The organism is Candidatus Nitrosopumilus sp., assembly GCF_965263415.1.
Taxonomy (GTDB): Archaea; Thermoproteota; Nitrososphaeria; order Nitrososphaerales; family Nitrosopumilaceae; genus Nitrosopumilus.
This window is the reverse complement of sequence record NZ_OZ253671.1, coordinates 163481-175710: the sequence shown is the minus strand read 5'-3', so window position 1 is coordinate 175710 and position 12230 is coordinate 163481. Positions and strand designations below refer to the sequence as shown.

General features: G+C 33.5%; 15 protein-coding genes, 1 tRNA gene and 1 rRNA gene. 8 read left to right on the top strand and 9 right to left on the bottom strand.

Translation table 11 applies throughout. The features are described from left to right. Window positions 1-12 precede the first annotated feature (12 nt). The gene (gene rimI, locus ACQY22_RS01595; RefSeq protein WP_428324815.1) at window positions 13-510 is read left to right on the top strand and encodes a ribosomal protein S18-alanine N-acetyltransferase; all 498 of its coding nucleotides are present in this window, start codon (window positions 13-15) and stop codon (window positions 508-510) included. 37 nt (window positions 511-547) lie between these two features. Next, on the top strand, window positions 548-766 hold the full coding sequence (locus ACQY22_RS01590) for a transcriptional regulator (RefSeq protein ID WP_428324814.1): 219 nt from the start codon (window positions 548-550) through the stop codon (window positions 764-766). Window position 767: 1 nt separating this feature from the next. On the opposite strand, the gene ACQY22_RS01585 is transcribed toward ACQY22_RS01590, so the two are convergent. Both ACQY22_RS01585 and ACQY22_RS01580 read right to left on the bottom strand, forming a co-directional pair. Beyond that, window positions 768-1595: a class I SAM-dependent methyltransferase gene (locus tag ACQY22_RS01585; protein ID WP_428325504.1), complete on the bottom strand. Its 828-nt coding sequence runs from the start codon at window positions 1593-1595 to the stop codon at window positions 768-770. 5 nt (window positions 1596-1600) lie between these two features. Next, complete coding sequence (locus tag ACQY22_RS01580) at window positions 1601-3388, bottom strand: ribosome biogenesis/translation initiation ATPase RLI (protein WP_428324813.1); 1788 nt, start codon at window positions 3386-3388, stop codon at window positions 1601-1603. A gap of 92 nt (window positions 3389-3480) precedes the next feature. Here ACQY22_RS01580 and rrf point away from each other — a divergent pair. Next, window positions 3481-3600: ribosomal RNA gene (gene rrf / locus ACQY22_RS01575) — 5S ribosomal RNA — on the top strand. A 44-nt stretch (window positions 3601-3644) separates the two neighbouring features. Continuing rightward, entirely contained in the window at window positions 3645-3773 is a 129-nt protein-coding gene (locus tag ACQY22_RS01570) for a hypothetical protein (protein ID WP_255430846.1), read from the top strand. Window position 3774: 1 nt separating this feature from the next. Here the strand turns inward: ACQY22_RS01570 and ACQY22_RS01565 are convergent, their stop codons facing one another. The 3 genes from ACQY22_RS01565 to ACQY22_RS01555 all read right to left on the bottom strand — a co-directional run bounded on the left by ACQY22_RS01565 (window position 3775) and on the right by ACQY22_RS01555 (window position 6129). Then, on the bottom strand, window positions 3775-5241 hold the full coding sequence (locus tag ACQY22_RS01565) for a leucyl aminopeptidase (protein ID WP_428324812.1): 1467 nt from the start codon (window positions 5239-5241) through the stop codon (window positions 3775-3777). 39 nt (window positions 5242-5280) lie between these two features. Then, window positions 5281-5421, bottom strand: coding sequence for a hypothetical protein (locus ACQY22_RS01560; RefSeq protein ID WP_428324811.1), 141 nt, complete (start codon window positions 5419-5421; stop codon window positions 5281-5283). A 396-nt stretch (window positions 5422-5817) separates the two neighbouring features. Next, a complete protein-coding gene (locus ACQY22_RS01555; protein WP_428325559.1) occupies window positions 5818-6129 on the bottom strand; it encodes a CxxC-x17-CxxC domain-containing protein in 312 nt (103 codons plus the stop codon). A 160-nt stretch (window positions 6130-6289) separates the two neighbouring features. On the opposite strand from ACQY22_RS01555, the gene ACQY22_RS01550 reads away from it, so the two are divergent. The 3 genes from ACQY22_RS01550 to fsa are packed head-to-tail and all read left to right on the top strand — an operon-like array spanning window position 6290 to window position 9593. Then, window positions 6290-7957, top strand: coding sequence for a ribulose-phosphate 3-epimerase (locus ACQY22_RS01550; RefSeq protein ID WP_428324810.1), 1668 nt, complete (start codon window positions 6290-6292; stop codon window positions 7955-7957). Continuing rightward, complete coding sequence (locus ACQY22_RS01545; protein ID WP_428324809.1) at window positions 7954-8928, top strand: transketolase family protein; 975 nt, start codon at window positions 7954-7956, stop codon at window positions 8926-8928. The genes ACQY22_RS01550 and ACQY22_RS01545 overlap by 4 nt, the downstream gene beginning before the upstream one ends. Beyond that, complete coding sequence (gene fsa, locus ACQY22_RS01540; protein ID WP_428324808.1) at window positions 8925-9593, top strand: fructose-6-phosphate aldolase; 669 nt, start codon at window positions 8925-8927, stop codon at window positions 9591-9593. The genes ACQY22_RS01545 and fsa overlap by 4 nt, the downstream gene beginning before the upstream one ends. 51 nt (window positions 9594-9644) lie before the next feature. Here fsa and ACQY22_RS01535 read toward each other — a convergent pair whose 3' ends face one another. Together ACQY22_RS01535 and ACQY22_RS01530 are read right to left on the bottom strand one after the other, a co-directional pair. Further along, window positions 9645-9908, bottom strand: a complete 264-nt coding sequence (locus ACQY22_RS01535; RefSeq protein ID WP_428324807.1) for a hypothetical protein — start codon at window positions 9906-9908, stop codon at window positions 9645-9647. Window positions 9909-9974: 66 nt separating this feature from the next. Further along, window positions 9975-10997: a magnesium transporter CorA family protein gene (locus tag ACQY22_RS01530; RefSeq protein ID WP_428324806.1), complete on the bottom strand. Its 1023-nt coding sequence runs from the start codon at window positions 10995-10997 to the stop codon at window positions 9975-9977. A gap of 281 nt (window positions 10998-11278) precedes the next feature. On the opposite strand from ACQY22_RS01530, the gene ACQY22_RS01525 reads away from it, so the two are divergent. Continuing rightward, window positions 11279-11350 (top strand) — tRNA-His (locus ACQY22_RS01525). Between the two features lie 56 nt (window positions 11351-11406). Here ACQY22_RS01525 and ACQY22_RS01520 read toward each other — a convergent pair. Then, a complete protein-coding gene (locus tag ACQY22_RS01520; RefSeq protein WP_428324805.1) occupies window positions 11407-11790 on the bottom strand; it encodes a hypothetical protein in 384 nt (127 codons plus the stop codon). Between the two features lie 59 nt (window positions 11791-11849). Continuing rightward, window positions 11850-12197, bottom strand: coding sequence for a hypothetical protein (locus tag ACQY22_RS01515; RefSeq protein WP_428324804.1), 348 nt, complete (start codon window positions 12195-12197; stop codon window positions 11850-11852). Window positions 12198-12230 lie beyond the last annotated feature (33 nt).

Below are 12230 nucleotides of genomic sequence, written 5' to 3'. Positions count from 1 at the left end.
TTATCTCCTAGTATGCAAGTAATTCTTCGACAATTGGGAGATTGTAATATTCGAAGAGCTGAAGCAAGCGATCTTATCTCAGTAATGGAAATTAATCTAAAAACCCTTCCTGAACATTATTCTGATTATTTCTACGAGAGCTTGCTTGCAGAACTTCCAGAGGCATTTATTGTAGCTGAAATTGGAGGAAAACATGTTGGTTACATTATGTGTAAAACTGAGTATGGATTCTCAAATTTCAAAAAACTTGGATTTGTAAAAAAAGGTCATGTTGTTTCAGTTGCTGTTCTTGATGATTATAGAAAGCGAGGAATAGGCAAAGCACTAGTTGAAGAATCCGTAAATGGCGTCAAATTGAGAAAATGTGATGAGTTCTATTTGGAAGTTAGATGTAGTAATGTGGAGGCTGTAAGGCTCTATGAAAAACTTGGTTTTGTAATAAGACAACAACTAAACGCCTATTATCGTGATGGTGAAGACGCATATCTTATGGCAATTGAATTAACTTAGATAAAACCAATAAATAACTCGCATAAAATTTTCCGCCATGGACAAACGTAAAGGAATGGGAGTTACAATTTTTGTTCTTTGTATTGCTGGTTTTTTCCTATATGCTTATCTGTTGATGTTATCTGAATGGAGCCCAATTGTTTTGCAATTATCAGTCCTGATGATTGCAGGAGGAATTCTTGGAGTTGTTGCATGGATAGGATATGTAATGGCAACTACAAAACCTTCACCTGCATCGATTACTTCAGATGACTAGTTTACTTGAAAATTTTAACATCTACAACTGTTTGATAATACCTCGGACCCACGGGTCTAACAATTTTTGATCCTAATATCTCTGATTTTACTGGTGAAACTTTCAGATAATGTTCTTCTGAAAGTTTCCCTGCATCTGATTTTTTGTCTGCATGTATATGAGAATAATAATGAATTATTCCTTCATCTTTTGTTGTTTTAATTGCTGATTCTAAAAACTCATCAGATCTTTCAGGTAGTAGCATTAAAGTTCTATCTGATTTGTCTATCAATCGGTCATTGATTGTTTGTGTGGCATCTCCATTAATGGAGACAACTTTTCCTGCAAGTTTGTTTAGCTTGATGTTTCTCTCACACAATTCTGATGCAATTGGATTAATGTCAATACTGTAAACTGTACATTTTTTCCTTTTTGCAGCTATGATTGAAAACATTCCAACACCTGCAAACATGTTTGTCATGATTTCTCCTTCTTGAATCAAGTTTGCAATTCTATCTCTTTCAGTAGATAATCTAGGTGAAAAAAATGCATTTTCAACATCTACAATGAATTTACAACCAAATTCCCTATATTCTGTCTCGGTATTGTCTTCTCCTGCTATAATCTCGAGATTCCGTGTACGAAAATCTCCCTCTACTGCTGATGCTTGATAAAATACACTTCTGACAATCTTTACATCATTCAATAGAGTTTCTCCGATAATTTTTTTCTTTGGTAAGAGAGAATCTGGAATTCTTACAATAATTATCTCTCCAATCTGATCAAAAGCTGAAATCAGTTCTTCACTTTCTTTTGGGGAAAGTATACTTTCAAGTGATTTTTTTAGCATTCGAGTCAATTTTTGTAATAGAAATTTCCAGATGTTTTCTGGTCTTTATCTAATCTACTTTCTAGTTTGTTCACCCTTGGTCTGAGACTTTTTTCATCCCGTCTAAATGACATGTCAAGTGATTTTAGGAATCTATTCATTGCATCTGATTTGGGTAATGGTGATGTAGCTTTTCCTGCAGCGCCTGATTCTCCTTCAAAAATTACCATGGTGTCTGAAATCAAATCCATTAACTGCAAGTCATGATCAATAACAATTGCAGATTTTCCAAATGAGCGAACAAATTTTTGTAAGAATTTTGCAACTGCAATTCTATCTTCGACATCTAAAAATGCTGATGGCTCATCAAGTGCATACAAATCAACTTTCTGTAAAAGACAAGAGGCAACTGCCACTTTTTGTAATTCTCCCCCTGAGAGATTTTTTACTGATTTATTGTAGAGTTTTTTAATTTTTAGTGGATCAAGAATTTGTTCTTCTTCAAGACTTCCTTCTACAGGACTCCCATTTGCCTTATCTAATAATGCAACAACTTCTACATCTATGTCATTTTGAAGATATTGTGGCTTGTATGCTATCTTGATCTTTTTATCCACTTCCCCTGAATCTGGTTTTTCCACACCTGCAATCATCTTCATCATGGTTGTTTTACCAAGTGCATTTGCACCCATAATTCCGAGAACTTCACCTTTTCTTACTCGTCCAGGCTCAATTTCAACTGAAAATGAAGGATATTTTTTTGTTAATTTTGGATAGTTTACAATTTCACTTCCTTCTTGAAATTCATCAGTAGATGTGGAGGAAACATCAAAGGAAAATGCCTTGTCTCTGAATCTGACATTTTCATTTGGTAAATATCCATCAAGAAAAACATTGATTCCAACTTTGGTTGAAAGAATGTTTGATACAATACCATATGCTGATGGCTCTCCATAAAGCACTTCGATATAATCACTAAGAAAATCAAGTAGTGTCAAGTCATGTTCTACAACCATTACACTTTTTCCAAGTTTTGCAAGACTTTGAATGACCCGTGCTACGCCTGTTCTTTGAAAAACATCATTGTAAGATGATGGTTCATCAAAAAAGTAAAATTCTGTATCTTTAGAAGCTGCGGCAGCTACTGCAATTCTTTGTAGTTCTCCACCACTTAACTCCTTTAAGCTTTGATCAACAGAGTTTTGTAATCCTAATTCTTGAATTAATTCTCTTGATACTCCTCTTTCATCATATTTTTCAATGAGCTCTTTTCCAGTTCCATCAAATGCTTGTGCAATCTGATGAACTTGTTGAGGTTTTATTGATGCACGAATTTGATTTTGCTTAATTTTTTCAAAATGTTGTTTTAACTCTGTTCCACTATAGTATTTCAATACCTCGTCCCATTCTGGAGGTTCTTCATATCTTCCAAGATTTGGTTTTAGATTACCTGATAGTATGTTTACAACAGTACTTTTCCCCATACCGTTTCTTCCAAGTAATCCTACTACCTCTCCCTTCTTTGGAGTTGGTAATTTGTATAATCGAAATGAATTTGGACCATATTGATGAATTTTATCAGTAGCTAATTCGCTTGCTAAATTAACAATTGTAATTGCATCAAATGGACATACTTTGACACATATTCCGCATCCATTACAAATATCCTCATCAATCTGAGCCTTTTTTGATTCCTCGTTTAGTACAATACAATCTGCCCCTGATTTGTTCACTGGACAGTATTTTATGCATTCTAAACCACATTTTTTAGGCTGACAGAGTTCATGATCTAAAACTCCGACTCTATGCGTCATGTGCTAGAGCGGTCATCTCTTTGTTTTATACCTATTTTGGAGCCATTATCCGATTTCGTTACGTTAATAATTGAGATTTTAACATTGATTTTCAAGCCGGCCATAGCGTTAGGGTGCGACCCAATCCCTTTCCGAACTTGGAAGTCAAACCTGACGTCGCTGTTGTGCTACTAAGATGCGAGAGCCCTTGGGAAGCAACAGTGCTGGCATTTTCTCATTTACAATCTATTAATAATGAAATTATTCAAAACATTACATGCCAAACTGTTCTGTTTGTGGAGAAATATGTGATAATGATATTAGATTGATGAATCATATGATGGAAAAACATGGATGGAGAAATCCAAATGTCGGAAAGCCTGATAGAAACAGTAGAGGATACTAATCTACAACTTTTGTAAATAATCTAAAATTAATCTGACTCCAAACCCAGTTGCTCCTTTTGGATTGTATGATTTTTCTTTTGTAGATATTTGTGTCCAAGCTACACCTGCAATGTCCAAATGTGTCCATGGTGTATCTTCAATTGCATTTCTCAAAAATGCTGCCGCAGTTATTGTTCCAGCTGCCCTTCCTATACCCATATTTTTCATATCTGCTACATCTGATTTTATCATATCCATAAATTCTTGATTTAATGGAAGCTCCCAAATTTGTTCTGTAGTGTTTTTTGATGATTCAAACATTTTCTTTGATAATTTTTCATTATTTGAAACCATTCCTGCTACATTAGTTCCTAACGCTATGATGCATGCTCCAGTTAATGTTGCAAAATCAATAATTGCCTTTGGTGAGTAATGTTTTTCTCCATATGCTAATGCATCAGCTAAAATCAATCTTCCTTCAGCATCTGTGTTGAGAATTTCTGCTGTTTTTCCATTGTATAATTTTATTATATCTCCTGGCCGATATGATTCTCCTCCTGGCATATTTTCAACAGATGGAATTATTCCAATTACATTAATTGGTAATTTTAATTCTGAAACTGCTTTCATAATCCCTAATACTGTGCAACCACCACATTTGTCAAATTTCATTTCATCCATGTTTGCTCCTGGTTTTAATGAAATTCCTCCAGTGTCAAATGTTACAGCTTTTCCAACAAGTACAATTGGTTTTTCATTTCTCGAACCACGATTATGTTCCATAATGATTAATTTTGGTTCATTTTTACTTCCTTGTCCTACTGCAGTAATTCCACCAAATCCTTTCTTTTTCAGTTCTGGTTTTGAAATAATTTTACACTTCATTTTATTTTTGGATATGGTTTTTGCAAAACTTGCCAGTGTTGATGGAGTACATTCGTTTGGAGGTAAATTGGCAATACTTTTTGTAAATATTGCTCCATCTGCAACCATCTCTGCTGTCTTTATTGCTTTTAGAATCTTGGTTGATTTTGGAACAATTATTGTCATGTCTGGTGAATTTTCTTCTTTTTCAGCCTTGAATCTTTCAAATTTGTACAATGCCATCTTTGCTCCTTCTACAATTTGTGATGTAGACGAAGTCTGATCAATAACAAATGTAGGCGGTGTGATTATTGAAAATTCTTTTAATTTTAATTCACGTGCTTTTTGAGCAATTTTACCTGAAATTTGTCTAAAAGTATCCTTTGTAATGTCCTCTTTTTTTCCAATCCCTGCAATCAATATTCTTTGAAATTGCTTTTTTCCTGTAGATGGAACAATTGTTAACTTGCCTGATTTTCCTTCTATGTCTTTGAGAGATTGTTTAATGGCAAATGATGTTTTTGCATCTAATTTTGGTAATCCAAAAACTTTATCTGATTTTTCTAATGCAAATCCACAGAGAAGTTGTGTTTTTTTTGGAATGTTTTGTACTTTAATCTTCATACGTATGTATGATTTTCATAGTCATATTTAGATTTATGATTAATTACAATTTCTTAACATTTCGTTAATTACTGCAGAAAAACTTACAGTTCCGGCAGTTTCTTTAATTTTCTTTGCTTGTAGATTTCTCACTTTTTTTGCTACATCATCATCAATCATTATTGTTCTTCGTTCTGCCATTTGAATAAAATCTTTTTTTTAATTATTAAAACCTATTTTTAGTATTCAAATGTGAACTTCATCCTCATTTTTGATTCTTCCACTTTTGGAAATTAAACTCGTTTTTCTAAACAAACTTGCTTTAACTCATTTAGAATTTCATGTATGTTGATTATGTATTTCCACTTTTGGAACTTCTTTTTTCATTTGAAAAATTATTTTTATCAATGAAATAAAACTGATCAATGTAATACATTCTAAATGATATACATTAGACTTGTTTTGGTTTATTGATGGAAAAACACTGTTGGAGTTTTTTCATAAATCGCTATACAGTCTAGTTTTCTCTATGGTAAAAAATTAACAAATTTTGTATATTTTACGCACAAAAAACTGAAGTTAAAAATTATTCTATTTTTAAACACTAGGCGTTTGTCTGTGATTTGGGAAGCATTCTCTACAATAAACAGGTCTGTCCTCTTTAGGTTTGAATGGTACTTGACATTCATTTCCACAATCACCACATGTTGCTGTATGCATCTCTCTTTGTCTGTTGAATCTTGATCTTCCTCCAAATCTGTCCCCACTGCGTCTTTGAGGTCTGTGATTTGGGAAGCATTCTCTACAATAAACAGGTCTGTCCTCTTTAGGTTTGAATGGTACTTGACATTCATTTCCACAATCACCACATGTTGCTGTATGCATTTCTTTTTCTTCACCAAAGGACATATCTTTCAAAAATTTGAAACATTATACTGTAATTAAACTATTGTAAATTCCTGATGTTTTCTTATGATTTATTCTATTTTTGATCTTGATCTTCTATTCGATTTTTGTTAATGTGTATTAGAAGTAGATTTTTATTAAATTTGGAGTCAAAACGATCGATATGGGGCTCAATTATTATCAAATTAAGAAGCATATTCTTAGAGCTCGAAAATTAGTTATCAAAGCAACAAATACTGCTGGTTCTGGTCATCCTGGTGGTTCATTTTCTATGGCTGAGATTTTGGGTTGTTTATTTAACAAACATCTAAAATTTGATCCTAAAAACCCAGAATGGGAGGATAGAGATCGATTAGTATTATCAAAAGGTCATGCTGCTCCAGGTTTATTTTCAAATATGGCTGTTGCAGGATATTTTCCAGAATCAGAACTTGAAACTTTGAGAAAATTTGGAAGTAAATTGCAAGGTCATCCTGATTTGAAATGTCCTGGTGTTGAATTTTGTGGTGGCTCATTAGGCACTGGTTTATCCTATTCTGTGGGAATCGCACTTGCTGGAAAAATTGATTCTAAAGACTACCATGTCTATACAATTATTGGAGATGGAGAATCTGATGAAGGTCAGGTTTGGGAAGCTGCAATGACCGCGGCAAAATACAAAGTTGATAATCTTACTGTTTTTCTTGATAGGAATTTCATCCAACAAGATTCTTACACTGAAAAAATTATGCCTCTAGACAAAAAATTAGAAACTAATGATCTTTCTGAAATGTGGAAAGATGCTTCTAGATGGAAAACTGGTGACAAATGGAGATCTTTTGGCTGGAATGTAATTGAAATTGATGGTCATCGTGTTGAACAGATTGATGCAGCTATTGCAAAAGCAAATACGATAAAAGGTATACCCACAATAATTATCTCAAGAACAATTAAAGGAAAATCTGTTGAACATATGGAAGATAATCCTGCATGGCATGGAAAGGCACCTGATTCTGACATTGTCCCAATTATCAATATGGAATTAGATTCTCAATTTATGATTGCACCATCAATTATTGCTGGTGATATGTTAAATCTTGAAAATGAAGTTAAGAGATGTGTTTCTGGAAGATCTGATTACATCCATCTAGATGTTATGGACGGTCAATTTGTTCCAAACAAAACATTTGATCATACCAAAATTAAAGAACTACGTCCACTTACTGTAATTCCATTTGATTCTCATTTGATGATTAATGAACCTGTAAAACATGTTAGAAATTACATTGATGCAGGGAGTGATGTTATTACTGTACATGCCGAAGTAACTGATGAATCTAGTTTTGGAGAAATTCATGATGTATTAAAACAAAACCAAGTTGGTGTTGGTTTTGCAATAAATCCTGATACTGAATTACCTGAATGGTCTTACAAGTTCATACCTTCACTTGATCAACTTATCGTAATGTCTGTAATTCCTGGAAAGTCTGGTCAGAAATACATTGAAGAAACTCATGCAAAAATGGCTAGATTGAATACTATTCTAAAAGAGCATAATTTTTCCGGATATATTGAGGCTGATGGCGGAGTAAATCTTGAGAATATAGGTTCAGTTTTTGCAGATGGTGCTCGTGCTTTTGTTGGAGGAGGGGCAATTATTGGACAACAGGATGTTCGTGCAGCAATTAGAGATTTTAGAACTGAGGTGCTGTCTTCTAGAAGACAACTATTACTTGACAAAGCAAATGATCTAGGTGGAACTGAATTAGTTAACAAATGGATTGGATTGCATGTTGTTGGTGAAAAACAAGAACAAATTAAAAAAATTGCGCAGGAGAGAGGATATCTTTGAATGAACCGGTAATGACTGACATGCGTTCAGAATATTCAAAATCTTTGATTCAACTTGGAAAAGAGAATCCAAATATTGTTGTATTGGGAGCTGATACAACTGATTCATTAAAAACATCTGGTTTTGGAAAAGAATTTCCAAATAGATTCTTCAATGTTGGAATTGCTGAAGCAAACCTTGTCACAACTTCTGCTGGCTTGGCCGTATCTGGAAAAATTCCTTTTGCAAGTACATATGCTATATTTTTACCAGGAAGAGCAGTTGATCAAATTCGAAATAATGTGGCTTATCCTTCTCCCCCTGGAAAAAAAGGTCTTAATGTAAAATTTGTTGTTTCTCATGGAGGACTTTCAGTTGGACCTGATGGTGGTTCTCATCAGCAAATTGAAGATATTGGAATAATGAGAGTAATTCCCAATTTCCGAGTTTTTATTCCTGCCGACACAATTGCAGTTTCCAAACTTACTTCTTTGATGGCAAATGAATATGGACCATTTTACATGAGAATGGCAAGATCAAAAACACCTTTGGTTCATTCAGATTCCCAAAACTTTGAAACTGGAAAAGCAATAACCTTGAGAGATGGTTCTGATTGTACGATTACTGCATGTGGAATTACTGTAAGGATGGCACTGGAAGCTGCAGAATCCCTCCAACAAGAAGGAATCTCTTGTAGAGTATTGGATATGTTTTCTATAAAACCAATTGATAATGTAACTTTAGAAAAAGCTGCTCGTGAAACTGGATGTATTGTTACTGCTGAAGAACATAATATTGTGGGCGGAATGGGTTCTGCAGTTGCCGAATCTGTTTCTGAATCGTATCCAGTACCAATAAAGAGAATTGGTGCTCAAGATATGTTTGGCGAATCTGCTAGAGATAAGGAAATTCCTTTACTTTTAGAAAAGCATGGAATAACATCTTTTAATATGGTAAAACAAGTCAAAGAAGTTAGGAGCAAAAAATTATGAAAATCTTTCTTGATACTGCTAATTTAGAATCAATAAAAAAATTCAATGATATGGGACTACTTGATGGAATCACTACAAACCCTTCTCTCATGTCAAAAGAAAAAGGTAATCCTAAAGATGCAATGGAGGAGATTACAAAAATTATCAAAGGTGATGTAAGTCTAGAAGTTGTTAGTACTGATTTTTCTGGAATGATTGACGAAGGAAAACGATTGCGTCAATATGGCGATAATGTTGTTGTGAAAGTTCCTATGACTCCTGATGGTTTGAAAGCATGTAAATCACTTTCATCTGAAGGCATTCCTGTAAATGTGACATTGGTTTTTTCACCAAATCAAGCTCTACTTGCTGCAAAATCTGGTGCCAAATATGTTAGTCCATTTATTGGAAGATTAGATGATATTGGTCAAGATGGCATGAATCTGATTCAGGATATAAAAGATATTTTTAAAAACTACCCTCATCTTAAAACTGAAATTCTAGTTGCAAGTGTTCGTCACCCGATGCATGTAGTTGATGCTGCAAAAATTGGTGCTGATGTGGTGACTTTACCTCCTGGGGTTTTAGATAAAATGCTTCAACACCCATTGACAAAAATAGGTTTAGAGAATTTCCTCAAAGATTGGGAAAAAGTAAAATCTGAAAATCCTGATATCAAAATCTGAAACTGATATTTTATAGAAATAAAATTACAAAAATGAAATTTTGAGAGGATTTTATTGGCCTCTGCTTTTTCTTGAACCAGTTCCTCTACCGGTACTTCTAGTCATTCCTTTTGTATCTGGACGAGCTTTTGGATCAGGCATATCACCAAGTTTTCTTGTGCCGGTTCCTCTACCAGAGCTTACTGTAGTATTCCCTGCAGCTTTCTTTCTTGCCTCTTGAATTTTTTTAAATTCGTCACCGGACCATTTTTTGGGATCATTATCAACTTCAATAGTTCCGGTTCCCCTTCCAGTTCGTATTCTGATTTTACCCATAATTTTAGTTAAATTATCTGGTATTTATCTAAGCTCATTTTTGAATAAGATCAGATTTTCGTACCTTTAGTTGTTGATCCAGCCTAATTTTTTGAAGTATGTAAACATCATAATTGCTGGAATAGCTGATGCGAGAATTATGATTATGAAAGTTGTAAATGGTCCTAAGAACATTGGGTTTTCTTCAACACCTCCTGGTAAATTTACGTTCATTCCGTAAAATGTACCAATTACTGTTGCTGGTATTGCTAATGTGAATATGATCGTTAAAACTGCAAGTACTTTGTTTGTTTTTTCTGTACTTAACACAAAATCCGTATCTTTGTAAATTTCCATTGTTTCTCTTGACTCTTCCAAAGTTTCAATCACTTTGTCAATATGGTCAATTACATCATCAAAATACAATGAAAGATCCTCCTCATCTCTTTCAGAGAATTTTTTTACATTTTTTGTAATTTCCAAAACAAATTTCTTTAATGGTGTAGCTATTCTTCTTAGTCTGTTAATCTCTCTTCTAAGTAATGCAATGCTTCTTGCTACTGGCTTTGTTTCATCAAACACCCTGTCTTCAATTTCATCCAAATTTGCAATAATTTTTCTTGAAGTATGTAAAAGATCGTCTACTAATACATCTATGATTTCGTGAAGCAAAAATCCTGAAGATTTTTGTAATATTCTATTTTTTCTCTGCTCATCTGAATTTGATTTACAAATATCTACTAACTCTACAAGTGGTTTGAGATCTCCTTGATGAACTGTTACTAGGAAATCTTTTCCTATGAATATCGATAACTGGCTATTTTTTGAAATTCCAACTTTCTGAGTAAGTGGTGGAAAATGAAGAATTACAAAGAAATGATCATCATAACTATCTAATTTTGGAAGCTCAAATTTTGTCATACAGTCTTCAATGTTTAAAGCATTGAAATTGTACTTTTTAGCTAATTCTTCAACGTCATTTCTATCTGGATTCTGTAGGTCAACCCATGCAAATTTTTCTGTATGTATGGTCTCGATTTTTCTCTCAATAGAATTCTCTATAGTTTTTCTACCTGAACGCAATCTATTTGAGATGAATCCTTTTCTCATGTCGAAAAGTACCCTGATACAACAAATTTAAAGCGATCGTTAAGAGCCTACGTAAAATCTATAGTGGATATGAAATAAAGAATTGCGCTAAAATTTTAGGCTCTGACTACTTGTATGGAAGTAAGTACATTCCGCCGTAATATGTTAGTCCGATTGTAATGGCCATTGCAACCCACCAAAATCTCATAATAGAAATTTCACCTAGTTAATAATAAATCTACAGTCTGATTTTCATAAAAAATCAAAGATTATTACTGGATAATCTCTTTTTCTAATTTGTGGCCTTCGTAGTACAGTGGTTAGTATAGAGGATTGTGGATCCTCGGACAGGAGTTCGATTCCCCTCGAGGGCCCTCCTATTATTTTATGATCTCATATTATTTCTAAACGGATTATCTAATACAGAATGTTATTTTGTTGGTCCAATATCTAACAGAGCTGAGATATTTTTCATATTGATATTTTTGAACATCTCTACTTCCTCATCTTTGTTATCCATACTAATGAAGAGTAAATGTTCTTCATCAATAGGAATTGTCATTCTCTTAATCTTCTCATATGACGTAACTGAGTATAGAGGACTTCCAACTTTGTCTTTGATTTCTACACGTGATTTCCATGACTCTATTGTTCGATTCAATTGTTCTTTAGTTTCTTCTAGAGAAAATAATTGTCTAATATCATCACGGCGTTTTTGAAATAATAACTCTCCTTCTAAACTACAAATGGCTGAAAATCTGATATTTTTGTTTGATACCATTAAAACTTCTAAAAAGCTCTTGTAGTCTTCCATTATCTTATTTTCACTTAATCACTAAAATACATATCTTGAATTTCCCATTTTAGAAAATTTCAGAATATCCCAAATTTGCTTGATTCCATTTCTTCTTTTATGGCTAACTTGAATCTAGGTGATTTATTTTCCAAATTATTGGTTAACCAAGTTAGAAACTTCTTTTCAGTACCTTTACCCTTCAATTTCTCAAAGTCAGGACCCATCATGTCTACTAGTTTCTGAACTAGTGATTTATTCACACTTAGTACAAAAAAATGCCATCCAAATGCAAATTCTGAATCTGTCAAAACAAAATCTTCCTCACTATGAACCATCTCCTCTAATAGCGATAATTGTCTAGTTAATGCCTTGCTTGTTTTGTCATAATCTACTGCTGATACATTAATGTGCATTCTTTCATCCATAATTGATTTGTGTTTAAACAAAATAAAAGGATT

Bases quoted from the DNA above. Each gene is read 5' to 3' on its own strand.
- rimI (WP_428324815.1), top strand. From the start codon at position 13: ATGCAAGTAATTCTTCGACAATTGGGAGATTGTAATATTCGAAGAGCT.
- ACQY22_RS01590 (WP_428324814.1), top strand. From the start codon at position 548: ATGGACAAACGTAAAGGAATGGGAGTTACAATTTTTGTTCTTTGTATT.
- ACQY22_RS01585 (WP_428325504.1), bottom strand. From the start codon at position 1,595: ATGCTAAAAAAATCACTTGAAAGTATACTTTCCCCAAAAGAAAGTGAA.
- ACQY22_RS01580 (WP_428324813.1), bottom strand. From the start codon at position 3,388: ATGACGCATAGAGTCGGAGTTTTAGATCATGAACTCTGTCAGCCTAAA.
- ACQY22_RS01570 (WP_255430846.1), top strand. From the start codon at position 3,645: ATGCCAAACTGTTCTGTTTGTGGAGAAATATGTGATAATGATATTAGA.
- ACQY22_RS01565 (WP_428324812.1), bottom strand. From the start codon at position 5,241: ATGAAGATTAAAGTACAAAACATTCCAAAAAAAACACAACTTCTCTGT.
- ACQY22_RS01560 (WP_428324811.1), bottom strand. From the start codon at position 5,421: ATGGCAGAACGAAGAACAATAATGATTGATGATGATGTAGCAAAAAAA.
- ACQY22_RS01555 (WP_428325559.1), bottom strand. From the start codon at position 6,129: ATGTCCTTTGGTGAAGAAAAAGAAATGCATACAGCAACATGTGGTGAT.
- ACQY22_RS01550 (WP_428324810.1), top strand. From the start codon at position 6,290: ATGGGGCTCAATTATTATCAAATTAAGAAGCATATTCTTAGAGCTCGA.
- fsa (WP_428324808.1), top strand. From the start codon at position 8,925: ATGAAAATCTTTCTTGATACTGCTAATTTAGAATCAATAAAAAAATTC.
- ACQY22_RS01535 (WP_428324807.1), bottom strand. From the start codon at position 9,908: ATGGGTAAAATCAGAATACGAACTGGAAGGGGAACCGGAACTATTGAA.
- ACQY22_RS01530 (WP_428324806.1), bottom strand. From the start codon at position 10,997: ATGAGAAAAGGATTCATCTCAAATAGATTGCGTTCAGGTAGAAAAACT.
- ACQY22_RS01520 (WP_428324805.1), bottom strand. From the start codon at position 11,790: ATGGAAGACTACAAGAGCTTTTTAGAAGTTTTAATGGTATCAAACAAA.
- ACQY22_RS01515 (WP_428324804.1), bottom strand. From the start codon at position 12,197: ATGGATGAAAGAATGCACATTAATGTATCAGCAGTAGATTATGACAAA.